Source organism: Kribbella orskensis, from assembly GCF_004342085.1.
In the GTDB taxonomy this organism is placed as follows: Bacteria; Actinomycetota; Actinomycetes; order Propionibacteriales; family Kribbellaceae; genus Kribbella; species Kribbella orskensis.
Genome location: NZ_SLWM01000027.1, coordinates 73916 through 91490 on the forward strand (window position 1 = coordinate 73916; position 17575 = coordinate 91490).

17 protein-coding genes and 2 pseudogenes are annotated in these 17575 nt (G+C 66.8%); 11 read left to right on the forward strand and 8 right to left on the reverse strand.

Annotated features, from left to right (window positions below):
* Positions 1-113 precede the first annotated feature (113 nt).
* The 7 genes and pseudogenes from EV644_RS44920 to EV644_RS38630 form a co-directional block, all read right to left on the reverse strand.
* Positions 114-290, reverse strand: coding sequence for a hypothetical protein (locus EV644_RS44920; protein ID WP_158293063.1), 177 nt, complete (start codon positions 288-290; stop codon positions 114-116).
* A gap of 487 nt (positions 291-777) precedes the next feature.
* Positions 778-1845: a recombinase family protein gene (locus tag EV644_RS38610; protein ID WP_132195529.1), complete on the reverse strand. Its 1068-nt coding sequence runs from the start codon at positions 1843-1845 to the stop codon at positions 778-780.
* 24 nt (positions 1846-1869) lie between these two features.
* A complete protein-coding gene (locus EV644_RS38615) occupies positions 1870-2124 on the reverse strand; it encodes a hypothetical protein (protein ID WP_132195531.1) in 255 nt (84 codons plus the stop codon).
* Positions 2125-2191: 67 nt separating this feature from the next.
* Positions 2192-3778 carry a caspase, EACC1-associated type gene (locus EV644_RS45715; protein ID WP_199240254.1) on the reverse strand — a complete coding sequence of 529 codons (1587 nt, stop codon included), beginning with the start codon at positions 3776-3778 and terminating at the stop codon, positions 2192-2194.
* 27 nt (positions 3779-3805) lie between these two features.
* Positions 3806-3916: pseudogene (locus EV644_RS48230) on the reverse strand (recombinase family protein); the annotation flags it as partial.
* Positions 3917-3923: 7 nt separating this feature from the next.
* A pseudogene (locus EV644_RS47995) lies at positions 3924-4184 on the reverse strand (recombinase family protein); the annotation flags it as partial.
* Positions 4185-4678: 494 nt separating this feature from the next.
* A complete protein-coding gene (locus tag EV644_RS38630; protein ID WP_132195533.1) occupies positions 4679-4891 on the reverse strand; it encodes a hypothetical protein in 213 nt (70 codons plus the stop codon).
* A 970-nt stretch (positions 4892-5861) separates the two neighbouring features.
* Here EV644_RS38630 and EV644_RS38635 point away from each other — a divergent pair.
* From EV644_RS38635 to EV644_RS38690, 11 genes are all read left to right on the forward strand, one after another.
* The gene (locus EV644_RS38635) at positions 5862-6248 is read left to right on the forward strand and encodes a hypothetical protein (protein ID WP_132195535.1); all 387 of its coding nucleotides are present in this window, start codon (positions 5862-5864) and stop codon (positions 6246-6248) included.
* A gap of 234 nt (positions 6249-6482) precedes the next feature.
* Complete coding sequence (locus EV644_RS38640) at positions 6483-7496, forward strand: MBL fold metallo-hydrolase (RefSeq protein WP_158293064.1); 1014 nt, start codon at positions 6483-6485, stop codon at positions 7494-7496.
* Positions 7497-8058: 562 nt separating this feature from the next.
* On the forward strand, positions 8059-8769 hold the full coding sequence (locus tag EV644_RS38650; protein WP_132195541.1) for a type III PLP-dependent enzyme domain-containing protein: 711 nt from the start codon (positions 8059-8061) through the stop codon (positions 8767-8769).
* Positions 8770-8786: 17 nt separating this feature from the next.
* Positions 8787-11564, forward strand: coding sequence for an ATP-binding protein (locus EV644_RS38655; protein WP_132195543.1), 2778 nt, complete (start codon positions 8787-8789; stop codon positions 11562-11564).
* A gap of 124 nt (positions 11565-11688) precedes the next feature.
* Complete coding sequence (locus tag EV644_RS38660) at positions 11689-12294, forward strand: muconolactone Delta-isomerase family protein (protein WP_132195545.1); 606 nt, start codon at positions 11689-11691, stop codon at positions 12292-12294.
* Positions 12295-12423: 129 nt separating this feature from the next.
* On the forward strand, positions 12424-12888 hold the full coding sequence (locus tag EV644_RS38665) for a VOC family protein (protein ID WP_132195547.1): 465 nt from the start codon (positions 12424-12426) through the stop codon (positions 12886-12888).
* 160 nt (positions 12889-13048) lie between these two features.
* Positions 13049-13882, forward strand: a complete 834-nt coding sequence (locus tag EV644_RS38670; protein WP_132195549.1) for an alpha/beta fold hydrolase — start codon at positions 13049-13051, stop codon at positions 13880-13882.
* A gap of 97 nt (positions 13883-13979) precedes the next feature.
* A complete protein-coding gene (locus tag EV644_RS38675) occupies positions 13980-14831 on the forward strand; it encodes an enoyl-CoA hydratase/isomerase family protein (RefSeq protein ID WP_132195551.1) in 852 nt (283 codons plus the stop codon).
* A gap of 39 nt (positions 14832-14870) precedes the next feature.
* On the forward strand, positions 14871-15266 hold the full coding sequence (locus EV644_RS38680; RefSeq protein WP_199240256.1) for a GlcG/HbpS family heme-binding protein: 396 nt from the start codon (positions 14871-14873) through the stop codon (positions 15264-15266).
* Positions 15267-15372: 106 nt separating this feature from the next.
* The gene (locus tag EV644_RS38685; protein ID WP_132195553.1) at positions 15373-16254 is read left to right on the forward strand and encodes an alpha/beta fold hydrolase; all 882 of its coding nucleotides are present in this window, start codon (positions 15373-15375) and stop codon (positions 16252-16254) included.
* A gap of 130 nt (positions 16255-16384) precedes the next feature.
* The gene (locus EV644_RS38690) at positions 16385-16624 is read left to right on the forward strand and encodes a discoidin/SUN/FTP domain-containing protein (protein ID WP_132195555.1); all 240 of its coding nucleotides are present in this window, start codon (positions 16385-16387) and stop codon (positions 16622-16624) included.
* Positions 16625-17076: 452 nt separating this feature from the next.
* Here EV644_RS38690 and folE read toward each other — a convergent pair.
* The coding region (gene folE / locus EV644_RS38695; RefSeq protein WP_132333449.1) for a GTP cyclohydrolase I at positions 17077-17575 on the reverse strand (499 nt) is incomplete at its 5' end.

The following is a 17575-nucleotide window of genomic DNA, read 5'->3' on the forward strand; positions in this document are numbered from 1 at the left end:
GATCGCCACCCAGGACGAGATCCGGCGCATGTCCTCGTTCTTCACCGTGTTCGCCTCCGGGACATCTTGTGAAGACGTAACCAGCCTCAGCCCAGCCCTAGGCGCTGCTGCACCTACTCCGCGGCTTGCCCGGGGTCCAGTTCCCGCAACAGCTTCCGGGCTGTCCCGAGTGCGGAGAACACCTTCCGGTAGGTCAGGTTGTCAATGTCGGCCCCGCGTAGCCGACCCTCAGCCGTCTGCAGAGCGGCCACGATTTTCCGCAACTGCTGCCGGGTCATCTCTTCGTCCACTCGGTCAGGCTAGTCCGAGCACGACGGCGGCCGGACTCACCGCGGCCTCTCCGGCGAGCAGGAGGGTGTCGCCGGGGCCGGGGCAACGGCGACAGCGTAGGCGCGTTCATCCCAGTCACGGTAGGTATCTCGGGCGAGATCATGAAGGAACTCATCGGCCGCGACCTGTGGTGGAGCACTGGTTTCCTAAGCCGTGGTTCTTCACGCCGATGCCCGAGGCGACCGCGGTGAAGGACCGGCGGCGCGATGTCCGAGGGGAATGGCGTTCGTCAAACGATCGTTTCCGGAACTCGTGACTGATGGGCACCTGGGATCCCGGTCACTTGCGGCCGGCGCACCGTCGGGAGTTCAGGCCGGTACGCAGAGGCGCTGCTCCGCTCGATAGCGCAGCGATTCCCTGGCGCCCGGGGAGCATCTGTTGGTGGCGCGGGCGCAGCGGAGCGGAGCGGATCGTTCTCGCCATTGGCCTTGCCCGGCTTGTCGTCGCTCACGGCCTGGCCTCGGCGTGGTTGTCGCAGTACCAGTCGCCATGATGCTGTTGCCAGGCGTTCGTGGTGAGCCACTGCACGGCCGGTTGGGGGAGGGGAGAGGGTTCGGGGACGGCCAGGTCGTCGCCGAGCATGACGGTGGTGTCGAACAGCCCGCACATGACGATGCGCGCCCGGTGTGGCTGGCAGCGTTCGCAGTGGCGCCGCTCGATGATCCGCCCGGTGTGGTCGGGGTCGAGGGTCAGCCAGATGGTGGCGAGGCCGTCGCGGTGCAGCTCGAGCTCGCGAGAGTCGGTCGGCCGGTAGTCGCAGGTCGGACATGCGGGTCCTCGCCCAGTCGGTGCGGGCTCACTCTCCGGCGGATCCGGCTGCGGTGCCTCGACGAGAGCGGCTGCCTCAGGCTGCAGCTGCTGCTCGGCCTCGAGCGGGAGTGTCGGCTGGTTGGTCAACTCCGGGACGTACTTGTAGATCGTCGAGCGGCTCACGCCGAGCAGCTTGGCGATCGAGGACACGCTGTTCTCGGGCTGGGTGAGCAGCGTGCGGGCGGACTGGATCTGCTCCGGGGTCATCGCCAGGGGCCGGCCGAGCCGCACACCGCGCACCCGGGCGGCGGCGAGGCCTTCGTTGGTGCCCTCGACGATGAGTTCGCGGATGAACTCGGCCAGGGCGGCGAAGACGTGGAAGACGAGCCGGCCGCCGGGGGTGGTGGTGTCGAGTGCTTCGTGCAGGGACTTGAACCCGATGCCGCGGCGGCGCAGTTCGCCGACGATGGAGATCAGGTCCTGCAGGCTGCGGCCGAGACGCCACAGCTCGAGGACGACGATCGTGTCCCCGGGCCGCAGGTAGTCCAGGCACTTGGCCAGCTCAGGTCGGTCGGTGTTCTTGCCGCTGAGCTTCTCCTCGAAGATCCGCTGGCAGCCGGCCGCGGTGAGGGCATCGACCTGTCGGTGGAGCTTCTGGTCGCGGGTCGAGACCCGGGCGTACCCGATCAGCGCACCTGCGCCGCCGATCGGGTCGATCGGATCACCGTCGAGCTCCAGCTGGGCGAGGTCTGCGACGGTCGTCATGCCCTGGACTGTAGGAGAAAGGGCCTAGGGCAAGTTGTTCGACACTCCGATGCCCGGTTCGGCGTCCGGGATGAGTGTGGGTGCCTGGATCTGGGCGGCGATGCGCTCAAGGGTGTAGTCGGCGATCTTGCGCAGGTACTCGGCTGGCGTGGCGGCGCCCAGGACCCACAGGCCGTTGTTGATGCCCCACCGCACCTGGGTGTTGACCGCCGTAATGGGCCCTGAACTCCCGAAGGGCGCCGAGCCGCAAGGTAGTTGAGTGCTCTTCGGTGTGCGCACGATTTTGCTCTACAAGTCGCCACCGCGTGCGGATCTTGGTGGGTGGCCTCCGCCGCCCGATTCGACCTCAGCCCTGCCGGGACATCCGGACCTCGAACTCGGGCACGTAGTAGCCGCCGGGGTCGGGATCGGCTGCCATCCTCAGGGCGCCTCCGGACAGGTGTGTGAAGACCACGGTCCACGGTTTGCAGTCCTGACCTCCGGGGGCCAAGCGCATCGTCAGCCGGGAGTCGGTGGCGTCGCCGCTGACGGTGAGCGAGCCGCCGAAGCACGAATTGCCGCCACCCGACAACTGGCCCAGACGCAACTCCTTGCCGAGCGTGGCCGTGAACGTCGCTCCGTCGGGTCCACAGCAGCCCTGCCACTTGCCGTCGAACGACTCTGGGATCGTCGTGGAGTGGGCGGCCTGATCGAGCACCCTCCACGTGACCACGCCACCCACGAGCAAGGCAGTGGCCGCCAGTGCGGCCACGATCACCCGTCCTCGGATCGTCCCCGGCCACCAACGCCTCCGAGACGGTGTCGTCGGTGTGGTGGGTCCCGGCGGGTGACCCGGCGTCGTTGCCGTCGGCGGGCGTCGGATCGGGCCAGTCGCGCCGACCGCGGCGGCCGGTCCCGTCGGCGGCGCCGGGTCGGTGGCGTCCGGCGGCGCGGTGTGGGATGACCCGCCGAGGACGGCCGACGCGGCGGCCACGACGGTGCGGCTGTCGTCGTCGGCCAAGGTCTCGAGGGCCTGTCGGGCAGCCAGCACTAGACCTTGGTGGCGGCCGGACAGCAGCCGGGCCAGCTCGTCCACCGCGCCGGCCCGGACGCCGACGAGCGGGCTGTCGACGGATTGCTGGAGCTCCGGCGGCAGCGCGGCCGGTTTGGTGACCGGTGTGTTGCGTCGAGCGATCACCAGGTCGCCCTGGACGCCGAAGGTCCACTTGCCGGGCGTCTGGTGCGGGGTCACCTCGCGAACCGCGTCGTAGACGTAGTCGTACAGCTCGTCCAGGTCTATATACCCGTCCTGGTCACGGTCGGCCTCCCCAGTGCTGAGACCACGGACCATCGCGGTCGTGAACACCGACGGAGCCGGATCGCCGGACTCGGTGAGCTCACCACCCTCGAAGGCGTATTCGACGGCGCCCGACGCCGTGATCACCGCTCGCCCGCGTCCACCGAAGCGCTCCTCCAGATCCATCACCTTGGTGGCGCGGGCCCTCATCCCGCGATCGAAGGCGCCGGCGTAGCAGCAGTCGAGGAACAACACGATGCGGTGCGACCGGCTCTGAATCATCCGGCGGTTCACGAAGTCGGCGGCGACCGCGGTCGCACCCAGCAGGCGGAGACGAGTGTTCGCCATCGCGAAGTACAGGTCGCCGGCCTGGTCCTTGATGCCATGGCAGGAGAACTGCAACAGCAGGAGGTCGTCGGGAGAGCGGTCGGTAAGGAACTCCTCGACGGCCTCATTGACCAAGTGGGCCGGCTCGTTCAGCAGCGTCCGGACCTCGAAGCCGCCGATCTCCGGGTCGCTCAACACCGCCGCCAGGGCGCCGGCGTCCGCGGCCGGAGCCCGCAGCTCACTGAGCCCCGGATCCTGGTACTCGTTGCTCGCCACGATCAACGCGCTGCGGATGCCGCGAGCCGACTGCAGCCAGGCGCCACCAGCCATGGTCACAGTGTGCCGTCGGGCCGACCGGTTAGGAAGGCGCCCGACGATGGTGAGGAGATCCTGCAGCGACCGGGCCAGCCGGTCGAGGCTCGGTACGACGAGCGTGTCGCCCGGGCGCAGGTAGGCCAGGCAGGCGATGAGCTCGGGCCCGGTCGGCGTCGCGGCCGGACTGCTTGTCGGCGAACACCTTGCTACACCCGGCCTCGTTCAGCGTCCGCAATTGCCTGTCCAGAATCTGGCCGTCGGTCGACACCCTGGCGTACCCGACCGAGGCGCCGGTGAGCACCGCGGGTTCAGCCGCGAGCAGGTCAGGCACGGTCACGGGGTCGCCATGACCGCGACTGTACGAGAAACGGGGAGCGCCAGGTTGTTGGACACCCCGCCTTTGCAACACGTTTCTCGACACTCCGATCCCGCGTGTCGGCTACCGAGACGACCCAGAAAGGTGGTGTCGAGAAAACGATCGTTATCTGGACACCCCTGTGCGACTAGCCTCATGGCTCAGACATCTCCGACCAGCCGATAGGCGGCGGCGAACTCGCCACGATCACGGTGGCCAGGGCGTTGCCCTTCTTCCACGACCACGCTCTGCAGAACGGCGACTGGACGGTGGAGGGCGGGGCCAACCTGACGAGGTCGAGTTCGCCCAGGGTGTCGAGCACCCATTGGTCGCCGACGCGCAGAACCGACTATTTTGACGCCGTACGCTGCAAGTTTCCTGCCGCAGCTGCACGGCGGTAAAGCTCGGCGGCCGACGAGGGGAATCCCGAAGGTCTCGTCGTCGCGCTGCGCTGCGGGTGCTCGCCCTCTTCGTCCGCGTCAACGACGGCAGCTCCCAGGACCGGACATAAGGTGGCTATCGGCAATCCTGCCGATTAACACCTGCCACGTCCGGGGCAATCACAGCAGCCCGGCGTCGTGCAGCTGGAGCAGCGCGGCAGCCACCCCGCCGCCTCCGGTGCTGCAGATCAGGATCCGCAGGACCCGGATTGCATCGCTGCGCCGACCAGAGTCCCCGACGAACAGCGCCACGCACGTAGCCAGGCTGACGAGGACGAGCCCGAGCAGCACGCATGCGCCGAGGGCAACCGTGTACGGCGTAAGTCCCATCATGATCGCTGCCGCTCCTTTCGTTCCTGGCAAGAGAAGGCTCGCTCGCCGGCTATCACTGACACGAGGGCCGAGGATGTCTCAGTGCTCTGGTACAAGAAGCAGCCCTGTCCCGCTGCTCGACCAGGAGCCTGCCCTGGCCGCGTGGTTAGTGTCGCGTCGAGCCACTGTGGGACGTTGGTGTCAACGACGGCTTGGTGGATGTTGGCCAGGAGGTGTGTCAGCTGCGGCCGCCGTGCTCATCCCGATGAGAGGTGTGCGGGAGACGCCCGTCGTGCTCAGTCCTTCTGCCCAGTCCTAGGTATGGGGTCTGGGCGGTTGGAATTCAAACCCGGCGCCGAGGTACCCGCGAGAGATACTCACCCTGCGGCACGCCGGACCGATCGGGTGAATGGCACCTGTTGCCGCTGGCGGTTCTTCACCGTCTTCGGCTCGCGAACACCCGGTGGGAAACGACGCGGTCCCGGGGCGTCCGAGGGGGGACACGCACCTTGACCTCACGCATCAAGCTCAACCTCTGGCTCGAACCTCATAGCCGCTGACTTGCAGCGCAGACCGATCGTCGCCTCGCGACGTAGCTTGCGACCAGCAGATTTGCCGATTCGGACCTTGCGCCATGTCGCGCGGTTGGGCGTCAGTGCCCGTCGATTGAGGTGTGCACAAGGGGGACCACTCGGCGCACGGGATTCTACCTCTCCGGACTTGGACTGACAGGTCTTTGGTGAGGGTGGAAAGCCTGAGGCTGAGCGGTGCCACGCGGAGCCTCTGCACGAGTGAATGCCTGATGGTGGACAGCCCCACTCCGGCGCCTGGTTCTCTCGCCCGGGCCGCAACCAGTAGCGGACCCGTGTCCGGCCCGGGCATTCCCCGGGCGCAGCCGAGCGGCACGAACGGGATGTTGGTGGTGTCCGCACAACGCTTCGGATCCCGAAGCAAGGCCCGCAATACCTCCGACAGACCAAAGGTTGAGCACATGACAATTCACAGCAAGGCGTTCGGCATGGCCGCCGCGATCGGCGGCACCGCGCTGCTCGCCCTCGGTCCGGGTGTGCAGTCCGCCTCCGCCGCCACCTCCGCCCCTGCTGCCTTTGCCTTCCCCTCCGCTACCTTCTACACAGGAACCAACCTGACGGGGACGGCGACGTCCGTCGACCTGAGCCAGGTAGGTGTATGCAAGGCGCTATCGCAGCCCGCGCGCTCCGCCTTCAACTTCTCGGTGCAGGAGATCGAGGTGTACTTCAACCCCGACTGCAAGACCGGCACCCCCGGCAAAGCCAGTGACATTTCCTTCGTACTCGGCAGCCTCAATGTCGGCAACTTTCCTTACCCTGCGGTGAGCTATCGGGTCAGGACTAACTGACTCCGGCGGACGGCGAACAACGTCGAGGTCTCCGCCGAGCTTCCTGCGGGGACCTCGGCGCAGGTCTCCTGCCGGCGGTAGGAGGCAGCGCCTCTCAGTAGAGAGTTAATCGGTCGTGGTCTCGGTCTTGGTGGCCGGTTCACACTGACCAGCAAGTGCACGTTCTAACCAGATTGCAGATAGCTTATGTGTAAGGACGTTGAGAAGACCCCGTCATGCCGGGGGATGCTCAAGGTGGGCACGGCTGCGTTGGCGGCGGGGGCGGCCGGTGCGGTGCTGACCGGAGGCGCCGGTCAGGCAGCCTCGGCGGCACCTGGCCCCAAGTCGGCGAGGACCAGGTTCGCACCGCTTCCGCGTCAGGCGAAGCCGCTGCCGATGGGGCCTGACGGCTACCGCCTCGATCGGATCGGTCCAGAGACGTACGCCGTGACAGCCACGCCCGGCGTACAGGCCGCGTTCGTTGTCAGTAGCGCCGGTGTGATCGTGATGGATGCTCCACCCCCGCTCGCGACGGCGCTCCCTGCAGCGATCAAGAAGGTGACCGAGAAGCGCGTCACCCATCTGATCTACACCCACCAGCACGCCGACCACATCGCGAACGCCCGGGTGTTCGGCGACGTCGTCCGGATCGCGCACGCCGAGACTGCCCGGCTGATCCACAATGAGCAGGACCCGGCCCGGCCGATGCCGACCGTCACCTTCAAGGACCAGTACACGCTGACGGTGGGCGACCAGCGGCTGGAGCTCAGTTACCCGGGTGTGAACCATGACGCGGGCAACATCATCATCCACGCACCCCGGCAGCGCGTCGCGATGATGGTTGACGTCGTGATCCCGGGCTGGGCGCCCTTCCGAGCTTGGGGCACTGCCGACAGTGTTCCCGGCGTACTGCGCACGCACGACGTCCTGGCGGGACTCGACATCGACACCTTCGTCGGCGGGCACATCCATCGGCTTGGGACGCCGGAGGACATCAAAGTGTCCCGCGAGTTCGTCTATGACCTCTGGAACTACACCACCAACGTGATGGCGACGACACACATGGAGACGTACCTCGCCCAGGTAGAGGAGGGCAACCTCTGGGCCGGCTTCCGGTTGTGGTTCGAAGCGATCGCGGACAAGGTCGAGCCGATGATTTACCGCAAGTGGCTGCACCGGCTCGGCGCCGTCGACGTCTTCACCCGGGAGAACATCCAGACGATCGCGCTGTCCCACGCCATCGACGCGCCGCACGACCTGTCGTTCTGACCCATGAAGGTGAAAGCGCGATGACTCTTGCTGTGATGGCCGGCTTGGACAAGGGTGTGTCTGGGCATGCTCGCTCAGCCGACGTACCCGGCGCGGGGTGGAACATTCTGCGAGAAGAGATCCCGCTGCCGGTGTGTGTGCTGCTGGAGACCGCCATGGAACGCAATCTGACGCAATTGCAGCGGTTCGCCGACGAAAGCGGCGTACTGCTGGCCCCGCACGGGAAGACATCCATGAGTCCGCAGCTGTTCGAGCGGCAACTTGCTCATGGCTGCTGGGGTTTGACTGTGGCGACCTGCCACCAGCTGCGGGTGGCCAGGCACCACGGGATCTCCCGGGTTCTGTACGCAAACCAGTTGGTCGGCCCGGCCGAGATCCGGTACGTGTGCGACGAGCTGTGTCGAGATCCGGTGTTCGAGTTCTACTGCCTCGTCGACTCAGTGGCAGGCGTGGATCTGCTGGCCGAACGGGTCGCCGCGTCCGAGCCAGGTCGTCCGATGCAGGTGCTGATCGAAGGCGGGTTCCTGGGTGGGCGCTGCGGGACACGTTCTTTGCCCGGGCAATGGATATTGCCCGGGCTGTTCGCGGCAGGTCGCCGTACCTTGCACTGGTCGGCGTCGAGGGATTCGAGGGTCTGCTGCAGTACCGTGCGCCGGACAGGCGTGAGGCCGATGTGCGGGACTTCCTTCGGTTTCTGGTCTCGATCGCCGAGGAAGTCGAGCGATTGGACTTGTTCGACGCCCAGGACGTGGTGCTGAGCGCGGGCGGGAGCGCGTTCTACGACGTGGTTGTCGACGAGTTCGCCCGGGCAGGTCTCAAACGGTCGACTCGAATTGTCCTACGCAGCGGGTGCTACCTGACCCATGACAGCGGCATCTATGGCACCCTGCTCGAGGACATCAACCGGCGTACCTCCACACCGCTGGCTTTCGAGCCCGCGCTCGAGGTCTGGGCTCAGGTGTTGTCGACGCCGGAGCCCGGACTGGTCATCGTGTCGGCAGGTCGTCGTGACTTCGGGGAGGACGCCGGCAACCCGGCCGTACTCAAACATGCGCGCCAAGGCGTCGTACGGGCGCTGCCCGAGGCCTGGCGTGTCACCGGGGTCAGCGATCAGCACGCACACATCCACGCACCAGGAGGGCACGGGATCGCGGTCGGCGACCTGATCGCGTTGGGACCATCGCACCCGTGCACGACCTTCGACAAGTGGCGGGTGTTGCACCTGGTCGACAAGAACTACACCGTGGTCGACACAGTTCGGACCTGGTTCTGATCCGCGTGGGTTCACCTATGCGTCATCGGCGTTATCGTCTGGTCGCGCTGCTCGGCAGGCGTAGCGAATGCGCGACCCTCGACGGCGTTGTCGCGGGCGCGCGGGCGGGGCAGAGCCAGGTGCTCGTCGTGCGCGGCGAGGCCGGAATCGGCAAGACCGCATTGCTCGACTACGTGGAAACGAGCGCGGCCGGTTGCCGTATCGCCCGATTGGCCGGCGTCGAGGCCGAGACTGAGCTCGCCTACGCCGGGCTGCATCAGCTCTGCGCGCCGTTCCTGGATCGACTTGACCGGTTGCCCACTCCGCAACGTATCGCCCTCGGTACTGCCTTCGGCCTGACCGGAGGGGAGGCACCGGACCGGTTCCTGGTCGGACTCGCGGTGCTTGGCCTGCTGGCCGACCGCGCCGAGCAGCGACCGCTGATCTGCCTCATCGACGACGCGCACTGGCTGGACCGCGTCTCCGCGCAGACGATCGCTTTCGTTGCCCGGCGGCTGGCGGCTGAGCGGATCGGGCTTGTGGTGGCAATGCGGGAGCCACGCGATGAGCACGACTTCGCCGGCTTGCCGGAGCTTACGGTCAGCGGCCTGATCGAGGCGGACGCCGGCCGGCTGCTGGACTCTGTGGTCAAGGGGCCGATAGATCCCCGCGTCCGCGACCGAATCATCGTCGAGACGCGCGGCAACCCGCTGGCGTTGCTCGAGTTGCCGCGCGCGTGGACGGCGGCGGAGCTCGCCGACGGGTTCGAGCAATCGGACCTGGTTCCGTTGGCCAGTCGCATCGAGCAGGGCTTTCTTCGTCGGCTGTCGACGCTCCCGCATGACACCAGGCGTCTGCTCGTTGCCGCGGCCGCTGAGCCGCTCGGCGACGCGACGCTGCTGTGGCGGGCGGCGGGTGTGCTGGGGATCAGCGCGAACGCTGCGCACGCGGCCGAGGCGGCGGGATTGATCACGTTTGGTGCCCGGGTCGGGTTCCGCCATCCCTTGGTCCGTGCGGCTGCGTACCGCTCCGCGTCTCCTGAAGAGCGTCAGGAGATACACCGCGCGCTGGCCGAGGTCACCGACGCCGAGGTCGATCCCGACCGGCGCGCGTGGCACCGGGCACAGGCAACGCAGTTGCCCGACGAGGAGATCGCTGCCGAGCTGGAACGCTCGGCCGCCCGAGCGCAGTCCCGTGGCGGTCTGCTGGCTGCGGCCGCTCTCCTGGAACGAGCGGCAAGTCTGACGCCCGAACCGGCCGGGCGGGCTGAGCGCGAGCTCGCCGCGGCCTGGCGTAAGCGTGATGGTGGCGCCCTCGATGCTGCTCTCGCGCTCCTGGCCGCGGTCGAGGGCGGGCCGGCCGATGCGATGCGGGCTGCGGAGGTGAAGCACCTGCGCGGACAGATCATGTTCGACCAGCGGAGAGCCGCCGGCGCCGCGCCACTACTCCTGGACGCCGCCCGGCACCTGGAGCCGCTCGACCGCGATCTGGCCCGCGAGACGTATCTGGATGCGCTCGCCGCCGCCATCTGGGGCAGCGGGACTGATACGCCCGAGGCGACGAACGTCGTTGCGGCCGTCGCGAGGGTCGCACCGCCGCCCCGAGGGGCGCCGCGGGTCATCGACTGCATCCTCGACGCGCTGGCGAGCAGATTCACGGACGGCCACGCGACGGCGGCCGAACCGCTGGCCCGAGCGCTGACGGCCGTGCAGGGCATCGACTGCGGCGCCGAGGACGTCGGCCGGCTGCTCCGGTTTGGCGGCAACCGGGTCACGGCGATACTCGCGACTGAGCTGTGGGATTTCGAGGCGGGACGGGCGCTGGCCGAGCTCCAGGTCCGGCGAGCCCGTGACGCCGGCGCGCTTGTTCAGTTGCAGTTTGCCGTCAACGTGCTCGCGACCAACAGGCTGCTTGCCGGGGAATTGACCGAGGCTGCTGAGCTGGTCGAGGAGGACCGAATGGTCGCCGACATCACCGGCAATCCGGCGGTCGGCTACGCCGCGATGCTCCTCGCTGCTCTTCGCGGGCCGGACGAGAAGGCATCGAGGTCGATCGTGGCGGTCCGCGGCGAAGCGTGGTCACTGGGCCAGGGGCGGATCGTCACCTTTGCCGACTACGCAACCTCGGTGCTGAACAACAGTCTTGGGCGTCACGAGTTCGCACTGCTGGCCGCGCGCGAGGTCTTCGACCGCGAAGTCGTAGGCGGATACCAGATGATGGTGGTCTCCGAGCTCGCGGAGGCGGCCTCCCGCACCGGCGATACAAAACTGGTAGCGGCAGCGCACCAGCGGATCTCAGAGCGCGCTCGTGTCACGCCCACCGATTGGGCATGGGGCATCGAAGCTCGGCTTCGGGCGTTGGTGGGTGGTGAGGACGTAGACGCGTCGCACCGCGAGTCGATCCATCACCTGGACCGCGCGGGCCTTCGCCTCGAGGTGGCCCGAGGGCAGCTCTTGTACGGCGAGTGGCTGCGACGGGCCGGCCAGCGCGTCAAGGCCCGGGAGCAGCTACGCACCGCTCACGACATGCTGTTTGCGATGGGGGCGACCGCGTTTGGCGAGCGGGCGCGGCGAGAACTCGCTCTGGCCGGCGGCAAGGCGCTCCGACGGAGTGTGGAGACCACTGAGGAACTGACCGTCCAGGAGTTCCACATAGCGCGACTCGCACGCGAGGGCCTGTCCAACGCAGAGATTGGCACCCGTCTCTTTCTCAGTGCCCGCACTGTCGAGTGGCACCTCGGGAAGGTGTTCATGAAGCTGGGCGTCAGTACCCGCAAGGAGCTGCGAAACGCGGTGCTCGACGTGGCACCGGGTTAGCCCCGGGGGCGAGCGAACCAGGCGTGAACCGGGGTGTTCACCGGGTCCGCGTCGGGCAGCGAAACGAAAGTATCGCTGTGAAGCCGACTCTGTCGGCGCCGCAGCTGAATCAGGAGGCTCGCAGATGGAGTATTTGGTCACGATGACGACGCAGGTTCCGGACGGAACCGCAGAGGAGGTAGTTGAGGAGATCCGTCGCCGCGAGGCCGCACGTTCCAGCGAGCTTGCCGGCCAGGGGCATCTGCTGCGTCTGTGGCGTCCGCCCCTGCAGCCGGGCGAGTGGCGCACTCTCGGCCTGTTCGCCGCCGCCGATGAGGTGGAGCTCGAGGCCGTCCTCGCCTCGATGCCGTTGCGCGTTTGGCGCTCCGATCAGGTGGTGCCGCTGGGAGCCCATCCCAACGACGCCGGTCTGTCGTACGAAGCACATGCCAAGGAGTTCCTGACGACGTTCGAGGTCACGGTTCCCGACGGCGTGAGTGAGCAAGAGGTCGCCGACATCCAGGCACGCGAAGCCGAGCGAACGCGCGACCTCGCCGAACAGGGACACCTCGTCCGACTGTGGATGCTCCCGCCCACGCCGGGCAGTTGGCGGGCGCTCGGCCTGTGGCGTGCCAACGACGGCGAGGAGCTACAGGTGATGCTCAAGTCGCTGCCCATGGGCGTGTGGATGAGGACTGAGACCACCCCCCTCACCGAGCACCCGAGTGACCCGGCCAACTCCCAGGTCTGAGAGGCGGGGCTCCCGGTTGGCTCGCCACCGGCGGACTGCGGCGTCGGTGCGGTCGTCACACTCGGCCAGCAGCAGCTGGTCAGAGACCCAGTAGGACAGTTGTGTACAAACGAGAAAGAGAGAGCGGACATGAGCTCCACGAGTAATGACGCGGGCATCGGCGAGGGCGAAATGCACCTCGAGAACGATGTCATCGCCGTCTCAGACGTCGATCGATCGAAGGAGTTCTACGAGCGCCTGGGATGGCGGCTCGACGACGACGCCGCGCCGATGGACGGCCTCCGCATCGTGCAGTTCACGCCGCCCGGCTCGGCGTGCTCGATCACCTTCGGCCTCGGACTCACCACGGCTGCGCCCGGCTCGGCGCAGACGGTATTGGTGGTCCCTGACATAGAGGCGGCCCACAAAGACCTCGTCGGTCGTGGCATCGATGTGGTCGATGTGTGGCACGGTCCGCCGTTCCCCGTCGAGGCGCGGCAACCCGGCCGCGACCCCGAGGGTGCCAGCTACAGGTCGTTCTGCTCGTTCAACGATCCTGACGGCAATGTGTGGCTGGTCCAGGAGGTCACGACCCGACTCCCCGGCCGGGTCTGATACCGCACCAAAAGAAGGCCCGGACCACACGGTCCGGGCCTTCTTTTGCTGTGCGTCGGCTCGGGTCGACCCGGGGTCGACCCGGGCTCTCCCCGGGTGCCGTGCGGGCACTCGGCCCGCGATGGTGGGCAGAGAACACGCAGCAGACAAGGAGACCGTCATGCCACGCATTGCCGTCGGCACCGAGAACAGTGCCCCGATCGAAATCCACTACGAGGACCACGGGTCTGGGCAACCGATCGTGTTGATCCACGGCTACCCGCTCAACGGCGCGTCGTGGGAGAAGCAGGAACGAGCACTGCTGCAGGCCGGCTACCGGGTCATCACGTACGACCGGCGCGGGTTCGGCAAGTCCAGCCAGCCCACAATCGGCTACGACTACGACACCTTCGCCGCCGACCTCAACGCGCTGCTCCAGCACCTGAACGTCGATGACGTGGTGCTCTGCGGCTTCTCGATGGGCACCGGCGAGGTGACCCGCTACCTCAGCAGCTACGGCTCGGCGCGGGTTACCAAGGCCGTGCTCATAGGGGCGATCCCGCCGTTCCTGCTCAAGGCCGGCGACAACCCCGATGGGGTCGACGGGGCGGTGTTCGACGAGATCAAGGCCGCGATCGTGAAGGACCGGCCGGCCTACCTCGAGGCCTTTCTCGACAGCTTCTACAACCTCGACGTTCTCGGCGGCTCCAGAGTCAGCGAGCAGGCCTGGCAGAACAGCTTCAACGTCGCGATTGCCGCCTCCCCGTACGCCGCCCACGCCTGCGTCGACACCTGGCTGACCGACTTCCGCGACGACCTGCCCAAGATCGACGTACCGACACTGCTGATCCACGGCGACGCCGACCGGATCCTCCCGTACGCCGCCACCGCTGCCCGGCTGCCCGGCCTGATCAAGGACCTCGAGGTCGTGACGGTCGGAGGCGGGCCGCACAACATCGCCTGGACCCACCCCGACGAGGTCAACCAAGCCCTTCTCGCCTTCCTGGCCAAGTAGGGCGCGCCATTCTGCAGGGAACGGGATCCGCGGCGCGTATTTCGCCTGCGCTGAACCACACCACGATTCGTCTTCATCCAACACACGAGAGGCTCTGATGAACTCAGCACCGAAGGATCCGCAAATCAGGCTCAATCGAGTTACCCCTTCATACTGTCGAGTCGTACTCGACAACCCGCCGCTCAACCTCATGGGTCCGGAGTTCGTTCCGCAGATCCGAGACCTCGTCACGGCGCTCGAGAACGACGACCGAGTGAAGGTAGTGGTCTTCGAAAGTGCCGTCGACGACTTCTTCCTGAATCACTCCGACTTCCTCGCAAATTTCGAGGATCTGACCAGCCTCCCGCAAGGTCCGACCGGCCTCGAGGCATGGCCCGACGTCCTGGTGCGCCTGACGCGCGCCCCATTCGTTTCGATCGCGCTGATCCGGGGGCGGGCCACCGGAAACGGCAGTGAGCTCGCGCTCGCCTGCGACATGAGCTTCGCGAGCCGAGAGAAGGCGATCTTGTCGCAATTCGAAGTTGGCGTGGGCGTCGTCGCTGGGGGAGGGCCCATGGCGCGATTGCCGCGGGTCATGGGACGAGGACGCGCCCTCGAAGTACTCCTGAGCGCAGACGACATCCGAGGCGCCGATGCCGAGTTCCTCGGCTACGTAAACCGTGCGCTACCGGATGCAGAGTTGGACGACTTCGTCGACGCACTCGCAACCCGGATCGCCTCGTTCGACAAGTGGGCCATCGCCAACACCAAGCGCCTCGTGAACGAAGCCAGCCTGCCGCCCGACGTCGAGATCAGAGCGGGCTGGGACGCCTGCATGGCATCCGTCAAACGACCAGCGGCGCAGGAAAGTATCAAAGCCCTCCTGGAGCAAGGTTTGCAGCAGCCTGGAGACGCTGAGAATCGACTCGGATCCTCCGTGGGACAACTGGCGCTCAAGCGCGAGCACTGAAATCCGAACGGCCGATCTTACATTTTTGGAAGGAATCACATGACCATGGACTTGCTCACCATCGCAAAGGAAATCGCTGGCCGCGTCGAGGCCGAGTCGCTCAAACAGAACGTACCCGTCGCGGTGTCTGTCATCGACATCCACGGCAACGTCGTTCTCATGCACCGCATGACCGGAGCACCCGCGTTCTCTCTCGAGCTTTCCGAGCGTAAGGCCTACACGTCAGCCCTCGTCCGGATGCGCACCGCCGACCTCGTCCCGCTCGTGCAACCAGGCGCGGCCCTCTATCCACTCCTCGCCGTCTCCGGCGGTCGATACTCCGCGATGGGTGGCGGCGTGCCGCTCACCAGCGACGGCCAGGTGATCGCCGGCGTCGGGGTCAGCGGTGGAACGACGGACGAGGACATTGCCATCGTCGAAGCGGCGATGAAATGAGCCGGAGCCACCAAGCACGTCGCACGCCCGGCGCCGTGTCCATCCCTAGTCCTCCGGCCGTCCTCGCCGTCGGAGCCAACTTCCCTTCAAACCCGGAGCAAAAGCGATGAACGACAACAGACATCAGGATGGCATCTACCCCTTCCCGGCCGGGATGCAGTCCCGTGAGATCGAAACCAACGGCGCCAACATCCACGTACGCGTCGGCGGGCATGGTCCGGCGGTCGTCATGCTGCACGGCTTTGGCACTACGGGCGACATGTGGGGTCATCTGGCGAGCGCGCTCATCGAAGACCACATGATTGTCGTGCCCGACCTGCGTGGGTTGGGCCTCTCGTCGAAGCCTGAGTGCGGCTACGACAAGAAGAATCAGGCGGCGGACGTGGTTGGCGTCCTGGACGCACTGGGGGTGCGTACGGCCGAATTGGTGACGCACGACATCGGCATCATGGTCGGCTACGCAGCTGCCGCCACCCACCCTGAGCGCGTGCGCCGATGGGTGGCGATCGATGCGCCGCTGCCCGGCATCGGACCCTGGGATCAGATCACCCAGGACCCGACCATGTGGCACTTCGGCTTCGGTGGTCACGATATGGAGCGCCTGGTCGCCGGTCGCGAGCGCATCTATCTCGACCGCTTCTGGAACGAACTTTCGGTGGACCCGAAGCGGTTCGATGAAGCGAAGCGCCAACATTATGCGGCGCTCTACGCGCAGCCCGGCGCAATGCGAGCGAGCTTTGCCCAGTTCCTGGCTTTTGACCAGGATGCGGCCGACAACAAGACGTTCCTTGCGCAGGGCAAGCTTCAGATGCCGGTCTTGGCCTTCGGTGGCGAAGCTACGTTCGGCCCTGGGATCGGCGAGGTGATCCGGTGTGTCGCCGATAAGGTCGAAGATGCGATCATCCCGGATTGCGGGCACTGGATCACCGAAGAGCAGCCGCAGGCGACGACAGACCTGGTTGTCGACTTCCTGCGCCGGGCGCGTTGAAAGGCGGGCCCTGCCTTTGAGGCCGACGCCCGGTCAGGTGTGAGCTGTGGCGGCTGCCGTTTAGGGCGGGACGTCGTTGGTGCTCACTGCCGTCGCCCCAACCGCGGGAACCGGCACTGTCGACGTCACCGTGACCACTAACGACGTCCCCCTAACGGCGGCCGCCGGCACCAGCCCCGTCGACACCGCCAAGGACTCCGTCACGTACCTCGCGTTGCTGGCGACCGCGTCCGCAAGCAGCGCCTTCCGGAACCTGCCGGATTGGGCGCCCTCGAAGGCCATTGACGGGAACGAGGAGACCCGGTGGGCCACCGACTCCGGCGTCACCGCGGCAACACTGGACTTGACCTGGCCGGACGCTGCCTTCTAGCGCGCCTGCTGTGCGCCTAGCATTGCCTCAATTCCTGACGTGACCGCCGCTTCTATTCGCTGACGCATGGATCCCGGGTCGAGAGGACACGGTGCCGCTGCTGCGGGTCGAGCAAGCGCATTGATCGCTGTATCCGGCGGCTGCCGCCGCTCGGCCAACCCACTGTCGCACCAGGACGTCGGTAGCCGGTGAATCAGAGACCGCGACGCTCAAGGCGCTCTCTGTCGAGCCCCGGTGCCAGCCGGCGTCCTGCCTAAAGGAAGCCTGCAGGCTTCGCAGAATCGAGTCGCCGTTGGTGTAGATGAAGACCCCGCTCGATCAACTCTCGCAACGGCTGGAAGGAATGCGCTGCAACGCCGGAGCTCATCGCCACTTTACAGTGGCGCAGTTGGTGATGCGCGATGACGGCGCCATCTGTCCCACAGGGCTTCAACACACAACGCGCGCGCCCCTTAGCCGGCAAGCCGCGTTAGGGCGAAGAACTCTTGACGCGACCGCGCGTCGTTTCGCAGCCTGCCGAGCAGCGCCGAAGTGGCGGTTGTGGAGCCGAGTGCGCGGACGCCGCGATATGTCATGCACGTGTGTTCAGCCTCAATCACGACGCCGACGCCGGCGGGACGCAAGGTTGCTTGCAACCAGTCAGCGACTTGCTTCGTCAGCCGTTGTTGGATCTGGGGTCTCGCGGCAAAGTGACCGACGGCTCGTGCCAATTTCGAAAGACCGAGTATCCGTTCGCCGGGCAGGTAGCCGGCGTGCGCCGATCCGACGAACGGCAGCATGTGGTGCTCGCAGACCGAACGGAAGGGGATGGAACGCGCAAGGACGAGTTCGTCGTACCCCTCGAGGGTCGGAAACGGGCTCTTCGGAATCAGGCGTGGTTCGGTGTTCGTCGATAGGGCCGGGTGCCGTCGGCGGCGAGCAGGATGCGTAGCCGGTAGTTGGTGAAGTTGC